Origin of the sequence: Pseudomonas sp. LJDD11 (assembly GCF_024584215.1) — a bacterium.
GTDB lineage: Bacteria > Pseudomonadota > Gammaproteobacteria > Pseudomonadales > Pseudomonadaceae > Aquipseudomonas.
In genome coordinates this window covers 1-22,580 of the sequence record NZ_JANJFL010000026.1, presented here as the reverse complement: position 1 = coordinate 22,580, position 22,580 = coordinate 1, and the positions used below count along the sequence as shown (strand labels likewise).

The following is a 22,580-nucleotide window of genomic DNA, read 5'->3' as shown; positions in this document are numbered from 1 at the left end:
ACGCCCGCGATTTTCAAACCTCTTGACCATAGAAATCCAACCGATCGGGACTGTTACTGACACCGACGGTCGATTGTGTAACGAGTGAATCAAAAAGGAGATGTTATGGATGTTTTCGTTGGGTCTATTTACATGTGGGCAGGCATTCGCATCCCCACCGGCTGGCATCTTTGCGATGGGACAACACTCAAGATTCAGGACTACCAAATCCTGTATTCTCTGATCGGCACAATCTATGGCGGCGATGGCGTCACGACCTTTGGATTGCCTAATCTGGTCGACCGCTTCCCCGTGGGCTCTGCAACGCCCCCCGATGCTTCGCAGCTGCAAAAAGGGAGCGCAGCACAAGCGACTGTGCTCAAAACCACTGCGGTACTGGCTGCCAATAATCTGCCCGAGCACACCCATCCGGCCACGATGTCGCTGGCCAACCTGTCCGGCAGCACGTCGATAAGCCTGGGCACCGGTACGACCGGCGGCGTGCCTCTGGCCAGCGCCAATGCTGTGCTCACAGGCACCTCAAACAATCCGGGGGCTGCGGCCATCTACCAGGCTGCCCCACCTGCGTCAGGCAGCACTGTCACTCTGGGCGGAGTCAAAACCGAGATATCAGACGTCCCCAAGGTCACCGTGGGTAATAACGTCGGCGGCGCGCCAATTCTGATAGAGAAGCCAGTCAGCAACCGTCCGCCGTCGGTCGCAATCAACTACATCATCTGCCTTGAAGGCCTTTATCCGAGCAGACCCTGAGAGCTTGCTCCAGAAATTACGTAGCCACTGAATTTATCAATTAAAACAAAGGCTAAGTCACTAGCCTTCATGTGAGAACAGATCGATGGATGCTTTTTTCTACGGAACGATCCTTCCATGGCCAGTTGGCTACCCACCCCAGGGCTGGATGTACTGCCGCGGCCAGTCCTTGCAAATCCAGCGATACGCTGCGCTCTACTCATTGATTGGCACCAAATACGGCGGTAACGGGACGACCACGTTCAATCTTCCCAACCTTTCTGGCAATTTTCCGGTCGGCGCCACAACCATTGGCACCGTCGGCGTCGCCAGCGGCGCACCAACCGTCACATCCAATCAGATGGCTGTGCTCACTGCCAACCAGGTACCTCCCCACACCCATACGGCCACAGGGACCGTTACCGGCCTGACCGGCACCACGTCCATCACTGCAAGCACGGCGAATACCGGTGGTGCCATGATCCCAGCCGATCAGTGCTCACTCTGTGGCACCGGCGGCACCGGCTTTACCGGCAACCCCTCGGCAGCCATCTATCTGGATAAGAGTGTCACGCCGACCAAACCGGTGAACCTGGGCGGCGTGCAGTCGCAGATTTCGGGCGGTGAGGTGACATTGCAATTGAACAATACGAATACACCGGCCCCTTTTGGCACACCAGTCACATTACCTTCGGTACCGCCTTACCTGACGTGCGATTTCATCATTTGCGTGGACGACGGCATTTACCCGAATTTCAACTGAAAAACGGGTCAATGACCAGTACAGCACCTCGTACAGAACGAACGTCAAGGCAAGCATTCAACCGGACAACGTCCGAAAGGAAATTCCATGGAAGCATTCATCGGTACCATTCTACCCTGGCCTCTGAACTGGGCTCCAAAAGGCTGGATGTTCTGTGACGGCAGTAGCTTGCCCATCCAGCAAAATGCCGCTCTTTACAGCCTGTTGGGCACTCGGTATGGCGGCGATGGCCAGACCACGTTCAAGTTGCCGGACCTGCGCAAGGCAACGCCAATTGGTGTGAGCGGCACCCCGCTCAACGGGCAGGACATCTCAAAACTTGGCGCCAAGGGCGGTAATCTGTCGTCGTCCACCACAACCACTGCCGTACTTACAGTGGCCCAGTTGCCTGGACATATTCACCCGGCATCGGTCGAGATCAATGCCACGACCACCGTTCAGGTAGGCACTGCACTTACCGGTGGCGCCTTAGTGCCAACCCAGGACGCTGTCCTCACCAGTACGACCGCAGGGCAGACCAACGCCGCCGCAATCTACTTGCCATCGACAGCGACGCCTGTGGCACCAGTAACGCTTGCCGGAGTCAAAACCCAAGTGGTCAATACTGCGACCGGCAAAGTGACGGTCGACAAAAATATCACAACCAATGCCCCTGTAACGCTGACATCAACGGCCGACATGACACCGCCGTACCAGACACTCAACTTCATCATCTGCTTGCTCGGTATCTATCCCCCACGCAACTGAACCTTGCTCACGCCCTCGCTGATCCGGGGGCGTGTATCGCCGGCCCGACATTCTCGACAGAGTCGACAAAATGCCCAACTCCCTTTACGCACCCGGCATGCGAGAAGCCATGGCGGACGATCATGCGTTTCTCAAAGCCCTGTATCGTAGCAGCCGCAGCGATCTCGCCATGCTGGCTGAAAACCCTGTGCTTGAACCGTTACTGGACATGCAACAACGCGTGCAAGAGCAGGGCGTACAGCGTGAATTCCCTGACGCACGTCATTGGCTAATGCTGGACCAGGAGGAACCTGCCGCACGGCTGATCCTCGACACCAATCATCAGCGCCTGCATGTCATCGACATTGCTGTACTGAGCCCCTGGCGTAATAAAGGCCTGGGCACCCGACTATTGCGCTGGGCGCAAAATCAGGCAGCCGAGGCTCATTTGCCGCTGGAACTACGCGTACAACACTCAAACACATCCGCGCTACGCCTTTATAAGCGGCTGGGCTTTCGAGTAGTGGACAGTGATGAGCTATCGCAGCGTATGCGCTGGCTGGCCGACACATGAGCGGTTCTGACTACCCCTGTCGCTACCTGAAGCTGCCGCTGAGCTTCGATACCAGCGAAATGGAGCAGCAAATTCGCGCCCTGCCTCAGTCACGCTGGATCAGCCACATGAACACTGGTACGTACGAAGGAGACTGGCAATGCTTGGCGCTGCGCTCGATCAATGGCGAGGCCGACAACATCATGGCAGTGGATGATGCCAGCTACCAGGATACCGAAGCCCTAGCACAATGCCCCCTCGTGCAGCAGGCTCTGGCTCGTTTTGACTGCGAAAAACTCTCTGTGCGCCTGATGGCTCTGGCACCAGACGCACATATCAAACCCCATCGTGATCGCGGCGGTGCCTTCGAGGACGGCATTGCCCGCTTGCACATTGCATTGCAAACCGGACCGGAAGTGGTGTTTGTCGTTGAAGACGAAAGTGTCCATTTCAGCCGCGGCGACACCTGGTACCTGAACGCAGCCTGCACTCATGCCGTTTACAACCGCAGCCGGCAACCCCGTGTTCACCTGATGCTCGACTGTGTGGTCAATCCCTGGCTGGAGCGCCTGTTCGTTGCCAGCGGATTTGTTGCTCGTGACCCCGGACCTTACGGCGACCCGAGCATCTGCCATGATAATGCCTTGAAGATCATCGCCAACCTGCGGGCACTGCCATCACCCGCAGGCCTGGCGATGGCACAGCGCCTGGAAAAAATCTATCGTGCCCGATAATCACCAGCCCGACCGCCCAATTTTCGCCCCTGCGTACAAGCATTTGCTACGAGCTGTGGAGCAACAGCCTGAGTCGCTGCAAGGCTGGTACCCGATACTCATCAGGACTGCACCGGCTGGGGTATGGTGGCGTCATCTCGGAACGCTGCGCTTTGACGACCCGTTTTTCATTGAAACGCTCAATCGCCAGCCTTTCGATCAACGCCAACGCTGCTTAACTGATTTTTCAGTCCTGGATGAGCTATCTGACGGCATGCCCCTGAGTGCGCTGGTATTTCACGTTTCACGCTGCGGCTCGACCCTGCTCACCCAGATGCTGGCAACCCTGCCGCAATGCGTGGCGCTATCCGAACCGCCAGTGATCGACTCTTTGCTTTATCAATACCAGCAAGGCGCTCTTGAGCGTGAGAGTTGCATTAACCTGCTCCGCGGCGTGGTCCGTGCATTGGGCCAACGCCGCACTACGCAGCAACAGCATCTGGTGATCAAGCTCGACTGCTGGCACCTGCAACACCTGCAAATCCTGCGCGAAGCCTTCCCGGATGTTCCTGCTCTGTTTCTCTACCGTCAGCCGTTGCAGGTCATGGCCTCACATCAGCGCCAGCGCGGCCCGCAGATGCTGCCCGGCATGCTTGACCCTGCATGGGTACAGGCATCGGACGATCTTTTGCCGGGCAATCTGGACATCTACTGCCTGCATGTATTGAACCGCTTCATGCAGACCGCACTGACAGCGGCAGAACAGGGCCAGCTTGTACCGGTGAATTACGCCAGCCTGCCCGACGCCGTACCCGACCGTCTGTTACCGCTGCTGGGTATCACACTGGATACCGACCAGCGGACCAGCATGCTGGAAAGAACCCAGCGGCATGCCAAAGGCAGCGAGCCGTATCGAGGCGATCCGCCCTCTGTCACCTGCTGGGGCGAGGCGCCGGATGCTGATTTACTGCAGCGTGCCCAAGCGCTATACGACGCACTGAACGCCCTAAAAGTGGTGTAGAAGACCAGCAAGCAGCCAGACACTGCCGCCTCCTTATAACCGATTGATCTAAAACTCCCGCTCCTGCTCCGGGTCAGTTTCAGAGTGACCGCCTTCGCGATCACCCTCCCCAACGGAAACCCGGTAAGGACTTATGTGCGGAATTGCAGGCGAACTTCGTTTTAACCATCAACCGGCGGATCTTGCCGCCATTGAACGTATCACCCATCACATGGCACCTCGCGGCCCGGACGCCTGGGGCTTTCATAGCCAGGGGCCGATTGCCCTGGGGCATCGACGGCTGAAGATCATGGACTTGTCGGACGGCTCGGCGCAGCCGATGATCGACAACCATCTGGGCCTGTCGCTGGCCTTCAACGGGGCCATCTATAACTTTCCGGAATTACGCGCCGAGCTTGAAACGCTGGGCTACGCCTTCCATTCCGGCGGCGACACCGAGGTGCTGCTCAAGGGCTATCACGCCTGGGGCAAGGAACTGCTGCCCAAGCTCAACGGCATGTTCGCCTTCGCAATCTGGGAACGTGACGCCAAACGGCTGTTCATTGCCCGCGACCGACTCGGCGTCAAGCCGCTGTACCTGTCGCGCACTGGCGAGCGCCTGCGCTTCGCGTCGAGCCTGCCAGCGTTGCTCAAGGGTGGCGACATCAGCTCGCAGCTCGACCCGGTGGCGGTCAATCACTACCTGAACTTCCACGCGGTGGTGCCGGCACCACGCACACTGTTGGCCGGGGTGGAAAAGCTGCCGCCAGCCAGCTGGATGCTGATCGATGCCCAGGGCAATACCGAGCAGCAAGTCTGGTGGACGCTGCCTTATGGCCCGCATGACGACGAGCGCGATCTGAGCTTTGAAGACTGGCGCGAGCGGGTCCTGGACAGCACCCGTGAAGCGGTGGGCATTCGTCAGCGTGCTGCGGTGGACGTCGGCGTGCTGTTGTCGGGCGGCGTGGACTCCAGCCTGTTGGTTGGCCTGCTGCGTGACGTGGGTGTCGAAGACCTGTCGACCTTTTCAATCGGTTTCGAAGATGCCGGTGGCGAGCGCGGTGACGAGTTCCAGTACTCTGACCTGATCGCCAAACACTACGGCACGCGCCATCATCAGTTGCGCATTCAGGAAAGCGAGATTATCGAACAATTGCCAGCGGCCTTCCGGGCCATGAGCGAGCCGATGGTCAGCCATGACTGCATCGCCTTTTATCTGTTGTCCCGGGAAGTCGCCAAACACTGCAAAGTGGTCCAGAGCGGCCAGGGCGCGGATGAGCTGTTTGCCGGTTACCACTGGTATCCGCAGGTCGATGGTGCAGCCGACCCGGTTGCCGCTTACCGCGCAGCATTCGTCGACCGCAGCTATGAAGAGTACGCCGCCACCGTACAGCCGAAGTGGCTGGTCGATCACGACGCTGCGGGTGAGTTCGTGCGTGACCACTTTGCCCGGCCAGGTGCCGAGGCGGCAGTGGATAAAGCGTTGCGGCTCGACAGCACAGTGATGCTGGTCGATGACCCGGTCAAGCGGGTCGACAACATGACCATGGCTTGGGGTCTGGAAGCCCGTACCCCGTTTCTCGACTATCGCCTGGTCGAACTGTCGGCACGAGTACCGGCGCGCTTCAAGCTGCCCGACGGCGGCAAACATGTCCTCAAGGAAGCGGCCCGCCTGGTGATTCCGGCCGAGGTGATTGACCGCAAGAAGGGTTATTTCCCGGTACCGGGCCTCAAGCACTTGCAGGGTAATACCCTTAACTGGGTGCGCGAGCTGCTGCTCGACCCGAGCCAGGATCGCGGCCTGTTCAACCCGGCAATCATCGACACGTTGCTGACCAACCCCAAGGACCAGCTCACCCCGCTGCGCGGCTCCAAGCTGTGGCAACTGGCAGCCCTGAACCTGTGGCTGAGCGAACAAGGACTCTGATCGATGAAACCCCATGCAACGGCTTACAGCCAGCGACTGTTGCGGCGCCAGTCGCCGTCCTACGAACGCCTGCAGGCGCGCTTGGCCGAAGACGGCGGCCAGCCGGACAGCGAGCCACTGGCCCTGCATTGCGGTTGGGGGCGGCTGCTGATCGGCCACACCTACCCGGAGCCGGCGGCGCTGGCCCAGGAGCTGCTCAACGAAAAATCCGGAGAGCGCGATATCGCGCTGTATGTGGCTGCGCCGCAGCAGGTGCTGGCCCAGGCGCCCCAGCAGTTATTTCTTGATCCGTCCGACACGCTGCGCCTGTGGTTCAGCGACTACCGGCAGGCGCATCGGGTGTTTCGCGGTTTCCGGATTCGTCGGGCCCAGAGCGAGGCCGACTGGCAGGCGATCAACAACCTGTATCTGGCTCGCGGCATGCTGCCGATTGATCCTGAATTGCTGACCCCACGCCATCAAGGCGGCCCGGTGTACTGGCTGGCCGAAGACGAAGGCAGTAATGCGATCATTGGCAGTGTCATGGGGCTTAATCACCTCAAGGCGTTCAACGACCCGGAAAAAGGCAGCAGCCTGTGGTGCCTGGCGGTGGACCCCAACTGCAGCCGTCCGGGTGTCGGCGAAGTGCTGGTGCGCCATCTGATCGAGCACTTCATGAGCCGCGGCCTGAGCTATCTGGACCTGTCGGTATTGCACGACAACCATCAGGCCAAGGCGTTGTACGCCAAGCTGGGCTTTCGCACCCTGCCGACCTTCGCCATCAAGCGCAAGAACGGCATCAATGAAGCGCTGTTTCTCGGTCCTGGTCCGCAAGCAGAGTTCAACCCCTATGCGCGGATCATTGTCGAGGAAGCACATCGGCGGGGTATCGATGTGCAAGTCGATGATGCCGATGCCGGGTTATTCACCCTGAGTTACGGTGGCCGTCGGGTGCGTTGCCGCGAATCGCTCAGCGACCTGACCAGCGCCGTGAGCATGACCTTGTGCCAGGACAAGAGCCTGACCCATCGCGCCTTGAAAGCCGCTGGCTTATGCCTGCCCGCGCAAGTGCGCGCCGGCAGCGCCGACGACAACCTGGCGTTTCTCGAAGAGCATGGCCGGATCGTGGTCAAGCCCCTCGACGGCGAGCAGGGCCAAGGCGTGGCAGTGGACCTGCGCAGCATCGAAGAAGTACAGCAAGCCATCGAGCGTGCCCGGCAGTTCGATACCCGGGTCATTCTGGAAAGCTTCCACGAAGGCCTGGACCTGCGCATTGTGGTGATCGGCTTTGAAGTGGTTGCAGCGGCGATCCGCCGCCCCGCAGAGGTGGTCGGTGACGGCCGCCATACCATCAAGCAGTTGATCGAAGCCCAGAGCCGCCGCCGCGCGGCGGCAACCGGTGGAGAAAGCCGGATCCCCATGGACGAGGAAACCGAACGCACGGTGCGCGATGCCGGTTTCGCTTACGACGATATCCTGCCCATGGACCAGCGTCTGGCCGTGCGCCGCACCGCCAACCTGCACACCGGCGGCTGCCTGGAAGATGTCACAGCGATCCTTGACCCGGTGCTCAGCGACGCCGCCGTGCGCGCGGCACGGGCACTGGATATTCCGGTGGTCGGCCTGGACCTGATGGTGCCGGCCGCCGACCAGCCCGAGTACGTGTTCATCGAGGCCAATGAACGGGTCGGGCTGGCCAATCATGAACCACAACCCACCGCAGAACGCTTTGTCGATCTACTCTTTCCCCATAGCCTTCCCGCTCATAGTTGAAACACAGCTACAAGCATCAGGTTGCAAGCTGCAAGCCATATCCACTCCGGCTTGCAGCGTGTAGCGTGTAAGCAGTAGCTGCTCCAGAGGAGCCCTCCATCATGTCTAATGCAACCATCCCTGATCCGGATCTGAATTACCTGCAGAAAGTCCTGCTGGAAATGCTCGCGATTCCCAGCCCCACCGGCTTTACCGACACCATCGTGCGCTATGTCGCCGAGCGCCTTGAAGAACTGGATATTCCTTTCGAGTTGACCCGGCGTGGCACCATTCGCGCCACCCTCAAGGGCCGCAAGAGCAGCCCGGACCGCGCGGTGTCGGCCCACGTCGACACCATCGGCGCCTGTGTCCGCGAGGTCAAAGACAACGGCCGTTTGAGCCTGGCGCCGGTGGGCTGCTGGTCGAGCCGCTTTGCCGAGGGCAGCCGGGTCAGTGTGTTCACCGACACCGGCGTGATCCGTGGCAGCGTGCTGCCGCTAATGGCCTCCGGGCACGCCTTCAATACCGCCGTGGACCAGATGCCGGTCAGTTGGGATCATATCGAACTGCGCCTGGACGCTTACTGTGCGACCCGCGCCGACTGCGAGTCGTTAGGTGTGGGGATCGGTGACTATGTCGCCTTTGACCCGCTGCCGGAGTTCACTGAAAGCGGCCACATCAGCGCCCGCCACCTGGACGACAAAGCCGGTGTAGCTGCCCTGCTGGCATCGCTCAAAGCGGTGGTCGACAGCGGTCTGGAGCCGGTGATCGACTGTCACCCGCTGTTCACCATCACCGAAGAAACCGGCACCGGTGCGGCCGGGGCACTGCCTTGGGACGTCAGTGAGTTCGTCGGTATCGATATCGCGCCGGTCGCTCCCGGCCAGCACTCCAGCGAACACGCGGTCAGTGTGGCGATGCTCGACTCCGGCGGCCCGTATGACTATCACCTGTCGCGCCACTTGCTACGGCTGGGCGCCGAGCAGGAACTGCCGGTACGCCGCGACGTGTTTCGCTATTACTTCAGCGATGCCCATTCGGCGATTACCGCCGGCAATGACATCCGCACCGCGCTGATCGCGTTCGGTTGCGACGCCACCCACGGCTACGAGCGCACCCACATCGACAGCCTGGCGGCGCTGAGCAAACTGCTGAGCGCCTACATCCTCAGCCCGCCGGTATTCGACAGTGACGCGCAACCGGCCAAGGCCTCGCTGGAAAGCTTCAGCCACCAGCTGGAGCACGACACTCAGATGGAACCGGAAACCCGCGTGCCGCCGGTCGATAGCCTGATCGGCCAGGGTCGCGAAAGCAGCTGAGCCGGTCTGGCTGCCGCAGGGCATGCATCCTGCCGGGTGCATAACCTGCGGCCCTGCACTATCATCCCCGGCCCTGCCGCGAGAGCCATCCATGCTGATTCCCTTTGAGCAACTCGAACCCGACACCCTGACCCGCCTGATCGAAGACTTCGTGACCCGCGACGGCACCGATAACGGCGACGACACGCCGCTGCAGACCCGGGTATTGCGGGTGCGTCACGCCCTCAGCAAAGGCCAGGCCGTGATTTTCTTCGACATCGAGAGCCAGCAGTGCCAGTTGATGGCTCGCCATGAAGTGCCCAAAGAGTTGTTCGACTGAGCAATCCGGATAATCCCTGAGCCGCTCAGGCTGCCGGCGACTGTTGCTGCGGCTGCGGCTGCTCATCAGGTTCGGACAAGGTCTTGATAATGCGCCGGAACACTTCGGCGCGATGGATCTTGACGTGTTTGGGGGCGTCAAAACCGAAGCGCACCTGATTACCACTGACGCCCAGCACTTGCACGGTGATTTCGTCACCGATGGAAAAGGTTTCGCCTACTTCGCGTGTTAATACCAACATGTTTGTGCACTCTTGCAATCCCGTGAATGGGCAGAGTGCCGCGCGCGGCAGAGTGCTTCAATGTGGCGAAGTAAAATCAGCCATGTCCTGCACACTCGCCGGAATTAGCTGAAGGAAATAACCTACATTGCAGACGCAAAAGTCGTAATTACTGCATCGCTCAGCGTCTACGCCAACGTCGCCACACCAGGCTATAAGCCAGGGCGTTGATAACCAGCACCACGCTGCCAAGCCATAACTGGTGCTGCATCGTCAAACCCGCCGGATAGATCAGCGCGATCAAGTAATGCTCGACGAAACCGCCGTCATAACCCTGCTGGCCGGCCAGGCTGCGCAGGTGGTTTTCCAGTGGCGTGAGCGGGCAGTACAGGTGCAGAAACTCCACCGCCGCCCCCCAGGCCACCGCAGGCAGGTGGAGCACCGCCAGCCAGGGCTTGCGCAGCACCAGCAAACCGCCAAACAGCACAAACACGATGAACAGCAGGTGCACGACCAATACCGCATCGGCCGCCAGACGCATCAACATAACCCCTCCTTTTAATCGGCGGCGAATACGTCACCGGCCGCTGTAAGTTCAATCTTTCACTGCCGCGCACTCGCAGACTTTATACCGCCAGGAAAGTTGCAACTTTCAGACTGGGCTACCCGGTATTTTAACGAAGCTAATTTGTAAAAATATATTCAAAGCGCTTAGAACCTTTATTCAACGCCCAGAGTCGGATTATTCAAGAGGCCACGAGACATGACATCAAGGGTGTCATGAATTCCTCCGGCAATCTTGGCTCCCTTATATTGAAAGAAGGAACTCATCATGGGCATCAGTACAATTCTCATCATCATCCTGATCCTGCTACTGATCGGCGGCCTGCCAGTGTTCCCCCACTCGCGTAGCTGGGGTTACGGACCGTCGGGCGTGGTCGGGACCATTCTGGTCATTCTGCTGGTACTGGTGTTGCTGGGCAGGATATGAATGCGCGGCTGGACATCGCGCCGACGGATGTTCAGCCACGCTAAAATCGGCCCCACAAAAAAGCAGCCTGACGGCTGCTTTTTTGTTGTCGCGGTTTAGCTGTCAATCAGTGCGATACCGCACCGCTGGCACCCAGACCGGTTTGCGAACGGACAAACTGTGGCACGAACAGCGCACGCTCATCCTCACCTGCCTTGGACTTGTCGGTGATCGAGAAGAACCAGATGCCCACGAATGCAATGGCAATCGAGAACAGCGCCGGGTACTCGTACGGGAAGATCGCTTTAGGGTTATGCAGAATCTGCACCCAGATGGTCGGGCCGAGAATCATCAGCACCACGGCGCTGATCAAGCCCATCCAGCCGCCAATCATGGCGCCACGGGTGGTCAGGTTCTTCCAGTACATCGAGAGCAGCAGCACCGGGAAGTTGCAGCTTGCAGCGATGGAGAATGCCAGGCCGACCATGAACGCGATGTTCTGGCTCTCGAAGGCGATACCCAGGATGATCGCAACCACAGCCAGCGCGATGGTGGTGATCTTCGACACGCGGATCTCGTCTTTCTCGTTGGCCTTGCCTTTCTTGATCACGCTGGCATACAAGTCATGGGAGACCGCCGAAGCACCTGCCAGGGTCAGACCGGCTACTACAGCCAGAATGGTGGCGAAGGCTACCGCAGAGATAAAGCCCAGGAACAGGCTGCCGCCCACGGCGTTGGACAGATGCACCGCCGCCATGTTGTTACCGCCGATCAACGCGCCAGCCGCGTCCTTGAACACCGGGTTGGTGCTGACCAACAGGATCGCGCCGAAACCGATGATGAAGGTCAGGATGTAGAAGTAGCCAATGAAACCGGTGGCATAGAACACCGACTTGCGGGCTTCCTTGGCGTCGCTGACGGTGAAGAAGCGCATCAGGATGTGTGGCAGGCCAGCCGTACCGAACATCAGCGCCAGGCCCAGCGAGAACGCCGAGATCGGGTCTTTAACCAGGCCGCCCGGGCTCATGATCGCCTCACCTTTAGGGTGCACGGCAACCGCCTGGGAGAACAGTTGGTTGAAGTCGAAGTTAACGTGTTTCATGACCATCAGCGCCATGAACGAAGCACCGGAGAGCAGCATCACCGCCTTGATGATCTGTACCCAGGTGGTCGCCAGCATGCCGCCGAACAGCACGTACAGGCACATCAGGATACCCACCAGGATCACCGCAACGGTGTAGTCCAGGCCGAACAGCAACTGGATCAGCTTGCCGGCACCGACCATCTGCGCGATCAGGTAGAACGCCACCACTACCAGCGAGCCACACGCCGACAGGGTACGGATTTCCATCTGCTTGAGGCGGTAGGACGCCACGTCGGCAAAGGTGTATTTGCCCAGGTTACGCAAGCGCTCGGCAATCAAAAACAGAATGATCGGCCAGCCCACCAAAAAGCCGATCGAGTAGATCAGGCCATCGTAGCCAGAGGTGTAAACCAGTGCGGAAATACCCAGGAATGACGCCGCCGACATGTAGTCACCGGCAATCGCCAGGCCGTTCTGGAAACCGGTGATCTTGCCGCCGGCGGCGTAGTAGTCCGACGCCGAGTTGTTTTTCTTGGAGGCCCAGTAAGTGATGTACAGGGTGAACACCACGAACGCGACGAACATGACGATCGCCGGGACGTTGAGAGCTTGCTTCTGCACTGCGCCGGTGAGGGCGTCAGCCGCCATCAGTGCGGGTGCGAAAGCGGTCAGCGCAAGTGCCGCAGAGAGACGACGGATCATTGCTGAATCTCCTTGAGTACGGCGTTGTTCAGCTCGTCGAATTCACCGTTGGCACGGCGTACGTAGACGCCGGTCAGGATAAACGCGGTGACGATCAGGCCGACCCCGATCGGCATGCCCCAGGTCACCGTGGACGTTGCGCTCAGCTTGGCGCCCAGAATGTGGGGGCCATAAGCGATCAACAGGATAAAGGCGGCGTAGAGGCTGAGCATGATCGCTGAAAGAATCCAGGCGAAACGCTCCCTCTTGGCCACCAGCTCCTTGAACCTGGGGTTGTCTTGTATCTTTTGGTAGATGCTGTCGTTCATTGTTTTTGTCCTCGCAGCATAGGATGAGATGACACTGCTTCACTTTAGTCAGCTCTTGGAACGACTCCAGACGACCTTAGTATTAGAACGATATTAATTTGTGAGTCTGGAGGCAGGCGACCTGCACCGGCCGCTGCGAAGCAGCGTCGGCAAATGTCAGGAAAGAGAGATTAGACAGATACCGGTTGCGCTGAGCACCGGCCGTATAAAACGCAAAACCACCCGACGAAGCGCGCCGGGTGGTTTTCGAAAAGGCGGCCCGCAGGCCGCAAAAGGGGAAGTAGCAGTTACTTGCCGGTCCAGGCCGCGACGCGGGCCGGGTTTTTCTCTACCCAGTCCTTGGCAGCGACTTCAGGCTTGGCGCCTTCCTGGATGGCCAGCATCACCTGACCGATTTCGTCCTTGGACTCCCACTGGAATTTTTTCAGGAACGCGACCACGTCCGGGGCTTTCTTTTCCAGGCTCAGGCTGCCGACGCTGTTGACCGTTTCAGCAGCGCCGTAGACGCCTTTAGGGTCTTCCAGGAAGCGCAGTTTCCACTTGGCGAACATCCAGTGCGGCACCCAGCCGGTAACGGCAATGGATTCATTGCGTTTTACCGCACGGGTCAGCTCGGCGATCATCCCGGCACCGGAACTGGCCTGCAGTTTATAGCCGTCCAGAGCGTAGTCCTTGATGGCCTGGTCGGTCTTGAGCATGACCCCGGCACCGGCATCGATACCGGTAATCTTGTTCTTGAAGGAGTCGTCAGTCTTGAGGTCTGCGATGCTCTGGGCTTTCACGTACTCAGGAACAATCAGACCGATGCGGGCATCCTTGAAGTTCGGACCGTAATCCACCACCTGCCCTTTGTACTTGGCGATGTACTCGCCATGGGTGCCTGGCAACCACGCCGAGAGCATCAGGTCGAGTTTGTCAGTGGCCACCGCCTGCCACATGATCCCGGCCGCGACCGACTGCAGTTTGACGTCATAACCGAGCTTCTGCTTGAGCACCTCGGCGGCCACGAAGGTGGTGGCGACACTGTCAGACCAGCCTTCAACGTAGCCAATACTCACTGTCTTGGTTTCAGCAATGGCCAGCGTGGAGCTGGCGGCCAGTACCAGAGCGGCACCCGCCCCCAGAATTTTGCGCATATTCATCATTACTTCCCCGGTAGAGTCCTTGCACCGACCAGCGTCGGGCATTTTTGACGTTGTTTTTCTCAGGACTGCCCACCACGCCCGAATATGGGGCGATGCGCACCCTCCACGTTTCAATAACTCTTGCCGGCAACGGCGCTCACCGCTGCGGCCCATTGATAATCTGCCCCCCCTGCAAAGCGACATGATCTGCCAGCGACCCCTGGCAAGCGGTAAACGACATCACACCGCCATCAACGACATGCACACCAAAATCACGACACCTCGATTGGTTGGCAACTGAAAACCATCCTTAGTGATGCCCCTGCATGGCAGTAGCCGCGCGATTGGCCACTCACCTGAAAATATCGCCAGCGCACCCATTCAGGGCGTCGGTGGAGGGAACACAATGTGTTACCGATACGGGGTCCATGCTGACCCGCAGCGGGTAACACGGGAACACATCGACCCGATGCCGATGCGCAGACTTTCCTGAAAAATCGCAAGCCATTGATTTATAAGGATATTAAAAAGTTGGCATGGGTAGTGCTTTATCTCCTGTACAACAAGAACAAGAAAAACGGCAGCAACCTAATAAAAACAAGACGTACGGATCTGACATAACAAGAACAACACGGGCAGAGACGAAGCCAACAGATTTTTTTGAAGTAGATTCAGCTCCACCGGGTCTTTTGCAAAAGACCACGCAAACAGGCACAGAACAATAAAACTACCTTGAGGTAGCACAGAACTGGTTGGATCGCACTGCTGTGCAGGCAGTCGATTGAAGCGAGTCAGCGCTCAAAAAAATACGTTTGCTCTTGACCTCCATTGAGGTCGCATGAAATGCAGTGAAGGGTGGCCCAACAAAAACAACAACACACCACCCTACAAAAATAAAAAGAGCACGCGACACGACTCAAAAGGGAGCCCATGGCTCCCTTTGTGCTATCTGGCCTTTCACACCTCCCCAACGCGGCAAAGCCGACCTGCATCGCAATTACTACGCTAAAAAGCGCACATTCCTACATGCCTGACTTGACGAAAGGTGTATCGTTTCACCGCCGTTACATGGGCGTTTCAAAAAACGCAGTCAGTTTTTAGAGATGCCCAGAAAGGATCGCGCGCAGGTACGGCACTTTGGCACTATGTCGACGGTCATAGCCTGCGTACCTTTTCTGTACCTCATTCCCAAGGGATTTAGTCATGCTCCGTCTCCTGCGCTTAGCTGCAGTCCTGGGTGGTCTCTGCCTGAGTGCAGCCGCCCTGGCTAAAAACGTCGACCCGGCCACTTATGGCTATCCGCTGACTAACCCATTCGAAGCGACCATCGCCACCACCCCGCCTGATCTGCGTCCGGATCTGCCGTCCGACGACGACATCGATCAGGACGATTTCTATCTCAACCTGCATCCAGAGCGCGAGTTCACCCTGCCTGACAATTTCTGGGCGGTGAAAAAACTGCGTTATCGTCTGGCCCGCCAGGATCATGCGGCGCCGCTGATTTTTCTGATTGCCGGCACGGGCGCGGCGTATAACAGCACCCTCAACGAATACCTCAAGAAGCTGTATTACGGGGCGGGCTACCACGTTGTGCAATTGTCGTCGCCGACCAGCTACGACTTCATGAGCTCGGCTTCGCGTTATGCAACGCCAGGGCTCTCCAAAGAAGACGCTGAAGACCTGTATCGGGTGATGCAAGGCGTTCGTGCCCAGCACGCTGACTTGCCGATTACCGACTTCTACCTGACCGGTTACAGCCTGGGCGCGCTGAATGCTGCGTTCGTCAGCCACCTGGACGAAACCCGGCGCAGCTTCAACTTCAAGAAGGTGCTGCTGCTCAACCCGCCGGTCAACCTCTACACCTCGGTGAGCAACCTCGACAAGCTGGTGCAGACCCAGGTCAAGGGCATCAACAACACCACCACCTTCTATGAACTGGTGCTGGCCAAGCTGACCCGCTACTTCCAGCAAAAAGGCTACATCGACCTCAACGATGCACTGCTTTATGACTTCCAGATGTCCAAGGAACACTTGAGCAACGAACAGATGGCCATGCTGATCGGCACCTCGTTCCGTTTCTCTTCCGCCGACATCGCCTTTACCTCGGACCTGATCAACCGCCGCGGCCTGATCACCCCGCCGAAGTTCCCGATCAGCGAAGGCACCAGCCTGACCCCGTTCCTCAAGCGCGCCATGCAGTGCGACTTCGACTGCTACATGACCGAGCAGTTGATCCCCATGTGGCGTGCCCGCACCGATGGCGGCAGCTTGCTGCAACTGGTCGACCAGGTCAGCCTCTATTCGCTCAAGGACTACCTGCACAACAACAGCAAGATCGCCGTCATGCACAACGCTGACGACGTGATTCTGGGCCCTGGCGACCTGGGCTTCCTGCGCCAGACTTTCGGCGATCGCCTGACCGTTTATCCTTACGGCGGTCATTGCGGCAACCTCAACTACCGCGTCAACAGCGACGCCATGCTGGAGTTCTTCCGTGGCTAAACGTCATTTACTGCTTGCCGCCCTGCTGGCTGCCGGTATGGCCCAAGCGGCCGACCAGACTGAAATATCCCACGCCACCAAGGACCAGGCCACGGTGGTGCGCAACTACGACGAAGACGGCTTCACCCAGCCGCTCAAGTCGCTGAAGTTCAACCCCGGCCTGGACCAGCGAGAGTTCGAGCGTGCCTCGACCAACGCCCTGGAAGTCTATGACCCGCTGGAGTCGTGGAACCGCCGAGTCTGGCATTTCAACTATCGCTTCGACGAGTGGGTATTCCTGCCGGTGGTCGACGGTTACCGCTACATCACTCCAGGTTTTGTGCGCAGTGGCGTAAGCAACTTCTTCAGCAACCTGGGCGACGTGCCCAATCTGCTCAACAGCATGCTGCAGTTCAAGGGCCAGCGCTCACTGCAAACCACCGGGCGCCTGCTGCTCAACACCACCATCGGTGTGGCCGGCCTGTGGGACCCGGCGACCATGATGGGCCTGCCCAAACAGAGCGAGGACTTCGGTCAGACCCTGGGCTTCTATGGCGTGCCGGCCGGCCCGTACATCGTCCTGCCGCTGTTCGGCCCATCCAACCTGCGTGACACCGGCGGCCTGATCTTCGACGTGGCGGCTGAGTCGCAGATCAACTTCCTCAACGTCGCCCAGGTCAGCAGCGACCACCCGGAAATCGTGATTCTGCGCGGCATCGACAAACGCTACGTAACCAGCTTCCGCTACGGCCAGATGAACTCGCCGTTCGAGTACGAGAAAGTGCGTTATGTGTACAGCGAATCACGCAAGTTGATGATTGCCGAGTAAGGCGCGCAGTAACGACAAAGGCCAATCCGGGTGACCGGGTTGGCCTTTTTACTGCGTCGTTCATCCGTGTCGACTGCCTTCAGGAGTCATTGGCTTTGTGCAACCTCGAAGGGGCAGCACCATGGCGATTAGCGCCTTGCGAACCTGGAAAAAATATCATAAGCCAAAGAGTCAATGGCCCAGCCACAGGAACCAGACTGATCAATATCCACCACCCGCTTTTATCCAGGTCATGTAAACGCCGCACAGTCAAAGCAAGATTGGGCAAAACGTTGAGTAGAATGAAAAGTTCTACCACCTGCTCAGGGAGCTGGGTGGCGCTATCAAACACCAGATAAACCAGCCCACCCAAAATCGTCAACAGGAAAACCGAGTAATAAACAAACTCTCTGACACTCGAACGCCCGTCAAAGTCAAAGGCCTTTGTATAGACCTGAATAACTTCTTTCATCGTGCACCTTTACTATCTGGACAGATTAATCAACTGGAGAGCTGCCAGACTCAGCGGCGCAGTCTGTACAGAAGCTTGCAACTCAACTTTCACGGACAAATACATGACATCCCACAACGTCATGCCGATCCGTCAAGGCGAGTTACGCACGTTTCCTGACCGCTCTGCACTTTGCTCTCGGCAGCCTTAGACCTGCGTGGGCAAGGCCCATAGCTGTTCACGCCTACCGACCCGGATGACAGACACAGCATCAACAGAAACAAAGGCCCATAAAGCGGAATGAAGGTGACCAAAAACCACAGCCCGTTGAAATCGGCATCGTGAAGTCGCCGATACGTGATGGCCAGACCGGGTACTAAATTGAGGGCGATGAATCCAGCCGTCACTCCCCCCAGTTGAACACTGCCCCTCACGATCCTCGAATCACTCTCAAACATAAAAAGAGCGATCACCCCTGCCGTATAAAAGAGCTGGTAATACAAAAAATTCCGTCGCCGGGTACGTCCTCTGAACTGCAACATATCGCGACAGGCGATGAGCATCATTTTCACGGGTTGAGTTCCCTGCCGGGCCAAATTCTGCCGACGCACTCATCACAAATGAAAGTCAGGCGCCCCTGACACGCCAGATATTTCAAGCGGGTGGCAATCCGTAATAGTTCTCCCCCGGTTCTCCTTTTTCGAGAAGCATCCATGCACAGAGAACAAGACCTGCGAACGGCAGCAACCAAGCCAGGCTGACCCAGGCACTACAGCCAATGTCATGAATACGACGTGCAAGCAAGGCGGGTAAAGGCGCCAGGATATAGATCATCAGCAACTCGACCTGCCATACTAGGTCAGACCCTGGCGCCAACAATCTGATCTGCAGATACAGGTAGAAAATAACGCTAAACGATATCAAGAAAGAGAAAAGCTCTTTGCGATTCGAACGCCCCTTAAAATCCGGCCGTCTAAAAAAATAAGATACGTGCCCCATTAACATTGCATTGCCCCTAAGCAGTCTTCGACGCAAATTTATCGTCAAGCCCAAGCCACGGATGCAAGACAGTACTTCCTATAACGTAGGAAACGTCTGAGCTGATGCCCGCTGAAAAACGTAGCGTAGAGCTATGCCAGCAGACTCATCAAACATACTGATAATTTATAAAGAAATTTTGAGCCTTTCAATCGATCAATACGATATACAATTTAGCCAAGTTCATTTGCACCACACGGAGCGCCACTCATGACCACATTTCGCAAAGTCCTGTCGATCCACACTGGCCAGCCCGCTTCCGACGGTGCCGGGGTCAAGCTGACTCGCGTGTTTGGCGGCCCTGGGGTGGAGCAGTTCGACCCGTTCCTGATGCTCGACGAGTTCGGCTCCGACCAGCCCGACGACTATATCGCCGGCTTTCCGCCGCACCCGCACCGTGGTTTCGAGACCGTTACCTACATGCTTGAAGGGCGGATGCGCCACGAAGACCACATGGGCAACGTCGGCCTGTTGCAAGGCGGCGGCGTGCAGTGGATGACCGCAGCCCGCGGCATCATCCACAGCGAGATGCCGGAGCAGGAGCAAGGCGTGATGCGCGGTTTCCAGCTGTGGCTGAATCTGCCGGGCAAAAACAAGTTGATGGATGCCAGTTATCAGGACATTCAGCCAGAACATATTCCACGCCTGACCACCGCCAATGGCATTGAGGTGGTGGTGATCGCCGGGCAGTTTGACGACGGTCAGGTGCAACAGGCCGGCGCCGTACAGCGCCCGGACACCGAGCCGCAGTATTTCGACCTGCACCTGCCGGCCGGCGCCAGCATCAGCCCGCGGTTGCCGGACGGGCATCGGGCGTTGCTGTACGTGTATGAAGGCGAAATCGAGGTAGGCGGTTACCCGCAGGCAGTGGCCGCCAGCCGCCTGGTGCGTCTGGGAGAAGACGGCGAACTGCGTATTCAAAGCGCTGCCGGAGCCAGGGTGTTGCTGATTGCCGGTAAACCCTTGCATGAGCCAATCGTGCAGTACGGGCCGTTCGTGATGAACAGCCGCGAAGAGATCGAACAGGCACTGCGCGATTTCCGGGATGATCGGCTGACGGCTTGAACAAGACGGCTAGGCAGCGCGCCGCCATGAATCTTTTCACTGGAACCGGGCTTTTCAGCAAATGCTGAAACAGCTCACTCCAGTGAAAATCTCACATGACCCGCTCGAACAGGTTAGCCCCCGGTGTCGCCTCACGCGGGCCGATATCACGCCAGCCATTGCGCTGGTAAAAACGCAGCGCCGGAAGGTTGTCCGGGCTCGCCGACAACTGCAGGGTCGTGCACTGCCGCTGGCGAAAGAACGCGATCGCCCGATCATGCAACTGCTGGCCCAGGCCCAGATGACGGTAAGGCTCAGTGAGATAGAACAGATGCACATAGCCCAGCGCCGGCTGCGGCTGGTTCAACTCCAGTTGCCCGACGATCTCGTCGCCCTGCCAGACATGCATCATGCTGCCCGGCAGCGCCTGCGAGCGCTGCGCCAGCCAGTCCAGATAACGCCCCGCCCCCTGCCCGTCTTCGCCATGCAGCGGCAGCGTCGTGCCCAGCGCCAACTGGAACACGTCCTCACGAAAGCGCACGCACAGGTCGGCGTGACGGTCGAGGTCGATGGGGTTGAATTGGAGAGGTATGGCAGCGTCCATGGCAGTTCCTTGTATTCAATTCAGGGTCAGTTCGGTGTAAGGGCTTTCAGGCGAACAAGCCTGTCATGACGGTACAGGCATTTGAAGAACGCCTGATCTATAAAGTGCCAAACAGCCTGTAGTCCATTTCTGAATTTTTCCGGATCACCGGACACCCTCTATTCACACGCTGGACGTCTGACTACCCTGCCCGACACTCGCTGCAAATTCAGCGAGCCGGGTTTGGCGACCCGATTGTCAGCAGCTACGCAGCGCCAGACGTTGTGTGTATCCTCACGCACGTCGCTTTATGGCGGCTGTGCGTCGGAGACCTTTAGGTCTGCCGGTCGTGGCTCCTGACCCGGTTCGCCAACCCTCGCACAGCTGCCACCTTCTCGTTTGGCGACGGCCAGGGGCAGCTCCTTGATAATCTGGAGCCTTCGAAAATGCATTTACTAACCACCTGTCCACCCTGCCCCGAACACTTCGACGCAGAGCCCTTTTTCCGCCATCACCGCCGTCTGCGCACCATCCGCCATGACAGCCAGGCGTGGTTCTGCCTGGCAGACCTGGCCCGCCTGATGGGCAAGCGGCTCGACGAACGCAATACTCTCAAACTCGACCACGACCAGCGCCGCATGGTCTGGCTCAACTCCCACGGACTTTACGAACGCTGCCTGATGATCAGCGAGTCCGGCGTCTTCGCCCTGTTGATCCACCACTACGTCCCGGAGAACCGCAGCCTGCGTCAGTGGTTGACCCACGAAGTCCTGCCCGAACTGCACCGGCGTGCCGAACGCATGCTTGAAGAACCGAGCATCAATCGCCTGGAATGGCTGGGCCATACCTTGAGTTGCTGCAATGGCGCAACGATTCATGGGTGCGCTGGCAGGACATGCCGCACTTGCTGGCCGAGGTGCCGAAGCCGATGGGGTTGTGGCAGAGGTTGATGGTGAAGTTTGGTTTCAAAGACGAATCCATGAAGTTCTGAGGGCTTGACCGACCCTGATCCCGGCGTTGTTCTGTAGGCCGATTCTGATTTTCTGGAATCGGCCTGTGTCGGCCTGTGTGGCAGGTGTCAGTGAGGTTAAAACGATGACTACTATTTTCCGGCGACCTCCATAACAGCGGGCTTAGCATGGACTCGTTTCAGAAAGACTCATCCTATCTGTCCAACAAATGAAGTCAGGCAGAGCAGCGCGCATGACCATAATCCATTCATCGGACACGAACAAAGACATTACCAAGCTGGCGCGAAAAGCCCCTTCCTTCAGGTGGGGGATGAAAGCGCCACCGCGAAGCGATCATAGGGGTTAAAACCCCAAAAACCGCCCCTATTCTGTGTTTCATGACTGAAATGAAAGCGACCAAAACCCTCAAGATTCGAGTGCGAGACAAGCACGCAGCGCAGCTGCGTGAAGCGTCTCGCGCTGTGAATTTTGTGTGGAACTACGTAAACGAGTTGAGCAGTCGCACGATTCGTGAGCGTGGTCGTTTTCTGTCGGCGTTCGACATTCACAAGTACACCAACGGGGCCGGCAAAGACCTGGGACTGCACAGCCAATCGGTGCAGGCTGTTGCCGACGAATATGTCACACGGCGCAAGCAGTTCAAAAAGCGCCAGCTCCGCTGGCGCTGCTCGGGCGGCGCTCGGCGCAGCCTGGGCTGGGTGCCCCTCAAGGCCGGCGCTGCTGTCTGGAAAAACGGCCAGGTCGTCTTCAACAAACAGCACTTCAAGGTCTGGGACAGCTACGGCCTGGCGGGCTTTAAATTCAGATCCGGCAGCTTCAACGAGGACAGCCGTGGACGCTGGTATTTCAACGTCGTGGTCGAGGTCGACCGCCAGTTATCGCCAGGCCAGGATGCAGTGGGGATCGACCTCGGACTGAAAACCACGGCCACCTGCAGCGACGGTGATCGCCTTGAAAGCGGCAGGTTCTACCGGGATCTGGAGAGCGCCCTGGGCACGGCCCAGCGCGCCGGCAAG

The 22,580-nt window shown here is 58.3% G+C and carries 23 protein-coding genes and 2 pseudogenes; 16 read left to right on the top strand and 9 right to left on the bottom strand.

Features of this window, described 5'->3' with window-relative positions; translation table 11 throughout:
- Window positions 1-105: 105 nt before the first annotated feature.
- The 10 genes from NRB16_RS23550 (at window position 106) to NRB16_RS23505 (ending at window position 9,780) form a co-directional block, all read left to right on the top strand.
- A complete protein-coding gene (locus tag NRB16_RS23550; RefSeq protein ID WP_253115553.1) occupies window positions 106-750 on the top strand; it encodes a phage tail protein in 645 nt (214 codons plus the stop codon).
- An 85-nt stretch (window positions 751-835) separates the two neighbouring features.
- A complete protein-coding gene (locus tag NRB16_RS23545) occupies window positions 836-1,492 on the top strand; it encodes a phage tail protein (protein WP_257107053.1) in 657 nt (218 codons plus the stop codon).
- 87 nt (window positions 1,493-1,579) lie between these two features.
- The gene (locus NRB16_RS23540) at window positions 1,580-2,239 is read left to right on the top strand and encodes a phage tail protein (protein WP_253115549.1); all 660 of its coding nucleotides are present in this window, start codon (window positions 1,580-1,582) and stop codon (window positions 2,237-2,239) included.
- A gap of 70 nt (window positions 2,240-2,309) precedes the next feature.
- A complete protein-coding gene (locus NRB16_RS23535; RefSeq protein ID WP_253141901.1) occupies window positions 2,310-2,792 on the top strand; it encodes an N-acetyltransferase in 483 nt (160 codons plus the stop codon).
- Window positions 2,789-3,505, top strand: a complete 717-nt coding sequence (locus NRB16_RS23530; RefSeq protein WP_253141898.1) for an aspartyl/asparaginyl beta-hydroxylase domain-containing protein — start codon at window positions 2,789-2,791, stop codon at window positions 3,503-3,505. Before NRB16_RS23535 ends, NRB16_RS23530 begins: the two co-directional genes overlap by 4 nt.
- Window positions 3,506-3,758: 253 nt before the next feature.
- A complete protein-coding gene (locus NRB16_RS23525) occupies window positions 3,759-4,505 on the top strand; it encodes a sulfotransferase (protein WP_257107052.1) in 747 nt (248 codons plus the stop codon).
- Between the two features lie 133 nt (window positions 4,506-4,638).
- On the top strand, window positions 4,639-6,411 hold the full coding sequence (locus NRB16_RS23520; protein WP_257107051.1) for an N-acetylglutaminylglutamine amidotransferase: 1,773 nt from the start codon (window positions 4,639-4,641) through the stop codon (window positions 6,409-6,411).
- A 3-nt stretch (window positions 6,412-6,414) separates the two neighbouring features.
- Entirely contained in the window at window positions 6,415-8,163 is a 1,749-nt protein-coding gene (gene ngg, locus NRB16_RS23515; protein WP_045481219.1) for an N-acetylglutaminylglutamine synthetase, read from the top strand.
- A gap of 101 nt (window positions 8,164-8,264) precedes the next feature.
- The gene (locus NRB16_RS23510) at window positions 8,265-9,461 is read left to right on the top strand and encodes an osmoprotectant NAGGN system M42 family peptidase (RefSeq protein ID WP_045481221.1); all 1,197 of its coding nucleotides are present in this window, start codon (window positions 8,265-8,267) and stop codon (window positions 9,459-9,461) included.
- A 91-nt stretch (window positions 9,462-9,552) separates the two neighbouring features.
- Window positions 9,553-9,780: a YheU family protein gene (locus tag NRB16_RS23505; RefSeq protein WP_045481224.1), complete on the top strand. Its 228-nt coding sequence runs from the start codon at window positions 9,553-9,555 to the stop codon at window positions 9,778-9,780.
- 25 nt (window positions 9,781-9,805) lie between these two features.
- Here NRB16_RS23505 and csrA read toward each other — a convergent pair whose 3' ends face one another.
- Together csrA and NRB16_RS23495 are read right to left on the bottom strand one after the other, a co-directional pair.
- Window positions 9,806-10,021 carry a carbon storage regulator CsrA gene (gene csrA / locus NRB16_RS23500; protein WP_253115538.1) on the bottom strand — a complete coding sequence of 72 codons (216 nt, stop codon included), beginning with the start codon at window positions 10,019-10,021 and terminating at the stop codon, window positions 9,806-9,808.
- Window positions 10,022-10,181: 160 nt separating this feature from the next.
- Window positions 10,182-10,547, bottom strand: a complete 366-nt coding sequence (locus tag NRB16_RS23495) for a DUF2784 domain-containing protein (RefSeq protein WP_045481230.1) — start codon at window positions 10,545-10,547, stop codon at window positions 10,182-10,184.
- Between the two features lie 285 nt (window positions 10,548-10,832).
- Here NRB16_RS23495 and NRB16_RS23490 point away from each other — a divergent pair, with 285 nt between their 5' ends.
- Window positions 10,833-10,991, top strand: a complete 159-nt coding sequence (locus NRB16_RS23490) for a DUF3309 family protein (RefSeq protein ID WP_084709796.1) — start codon at window positions 10,833-10,835, stop codon at window positions 10,989-10,991.
- Window positions 10,992-11,097: 106 nt separating this feature from the next.
- On the opposite strand, the gene NRB16_RS23485 is transcribed toward NRB16_RS23490, so the two are convergent.
- From NRB16_RS23485 to NRB16_RS23475, 3 genes are all read right to left on the bottom strand, one after another.
- Window positions 11,098-12,756, bottom strand: coding sequence for a cation acetate symporter (locus tag NRB16_RS23485; protein WP_257107050.1), 1,659 nt, complete (start codon window positions 12,754-12,756; stop codon window positions 11,098-11,100).
- Window positions 12,753-13,064: a DUF485 domain-containing protein gene (locus NRB16_RS23480; protein ID WP_045481235.1), complete on the bottom strand. Its 312-nt coding sequence runs from the start codon at window positions 13,062-13,064 to the stop codon at window positions 12,753-12,755. The genes NRB16_RS23485 and NRB16_RS23480 overlap by 4 nt, the downstream gene beginning before the upstream one ends.
- 287 nt (window positions 13,065-13,351) lie before the next feature.
- Window positions 13,352-14,206, bottom strand: a complete 855-nt coding sequence (locus tag NRB16_RS23475) for a glycine betaine ABC transporter substrate-binding protein (protein WP_257107049.1) — start codon at window positions 14,204-14,206, stop codon at window positions 13,352-13,354.
- A 1,185-nt stretch (window positions 14,207-15,391) separates the two neighbouring features.
- Here NRB16_RS23475 and NRB16_RS23470 point away from each other — a divergent pair.
- Window positions 15,392-16,690, top strand: coding sequence for a serine/threonine protein kinase (locus NRB16_RS23470; protein ID WP_045481239.1), 1,299 nt, complete (start codon window positions 15,392-15,394; stop codon window positions 16,688-16,690).
- Window positions 16,683-17,498, top strand: a complete 816-nt coding sequence (locus NRB16_RS23465) for a VacJ family lipoprotein (protein ID WP_045481240.1) — start codon at window positions 16,683-16,685, stop codon at window positions 17,496-17,498. Before NRB16_RS23470 ends, NRB16_RS23465 begins: the two co-directional genes overlap by 8 nt.
- Before the next feature lie 79 nt (window positions 17,499-17,577).
- Here the strand turns inward: NRB16_RS23465 and NRB16_RS23460 are convergent, their stop codons facing one another.
- The 3 genes from NRB16_RS23460 to NRB16_RS23450 all read right to left on the bottom strand — a co-directional run bounded on the left by NRB16_RS23460 (window position 17,578) and on the right by NRB16_RS23450 (window position 18,927).
- Window positions 17,578-17,949 carry a DUF805 domain-containing protein gene (locus NRB16_RS23460; RefSeq protein ID WP_257107048.1) on the bottom strand — a complete coding sequence of 124 codons (372 nt, stop codon included), beginning with the start codon at window positions 17,947-17,949 and terminating at the stop codon, window positions 17,578-17,580.
- A gap of 119 nt (window positions 17,950-18,068) precedes the next feature.
- Window positions 18,069-18,494 carry a DUF805 domain-containing protein gene (locus NRB16_RS23455; RefSeq protein WP_231906541.1) on the bottom strand — a complete coding sequence of 142 codons (426 nt, stop codon included), beginning with the start codon at window positions 18,492-18,494 and terminating at the stop codon, window positions 18,069-18,071.
- An 88-nt stretch (window positions 18,495-18,582) separates the two neighbouring features.
- The gene (locus NRB16_RS23450; RefSeq protein WP_253115644.1) at window positions 18,583-18,927 is read right to left on the bottom strand and encodes a DUF805 domain-containing protein; all 345 of its coding nucleotides are present in this window, start codon (window positions 18,925-18,927) and stop codon (window positions 18,583-18,585) included.
- A gap of 249 nt (window positions 18,928-19,176) precedes the next feature.
- Between NRB16_RS23450 and NRB16_RS23445 the strand changes: the two genes are divergently transcribed.
- Window positions 19,177-20,031, top strand: a complete 855-nt coding sequence (locus tag NRB16_RS23445; RefSeq protein WP_257107047.1) for a pirin family protein — start codon at window positions 19,177-19,179, stop codon at window positions 20,029-20,031.
- Between the two features lie 91 nt (window positions 20,032-20,122).
- Here NRB16_RS23445 and NRB16_RS23440 read toward each other — a convergent pair whose 3' ends face one another.
- Window positions 20,123-20,614, bottom strand: a complete 492-nt coding sequence (locus NRB16_RS23440; RefSeq protein ID WP_257107046.1) for a GNAT family N-acetyltransferase — start codon at window positions 20,612-20,614, stop codon at window positions 20,123-20,125.
- Between the two features lie 425 nt (window positions 20,615-21,039).
- On the opposite strand from NRB16_RS23440, the pseudogene NRB16_RS23435 reads away from it, so the two are divergent.
- Window positions 21,040-21,584, top strand: a pseudogene (locus NRB16_RS23435) (Bro-N domain-containing protein).
- 366 nt (window positions 21,585-21,950) lie between these two features.
- Window positions 21,951-22,580: pseudogene (locus NRB16_RS23430) on the top strand (RNA-guided endonuclease TnpB family protein); the annotation flags it as partial.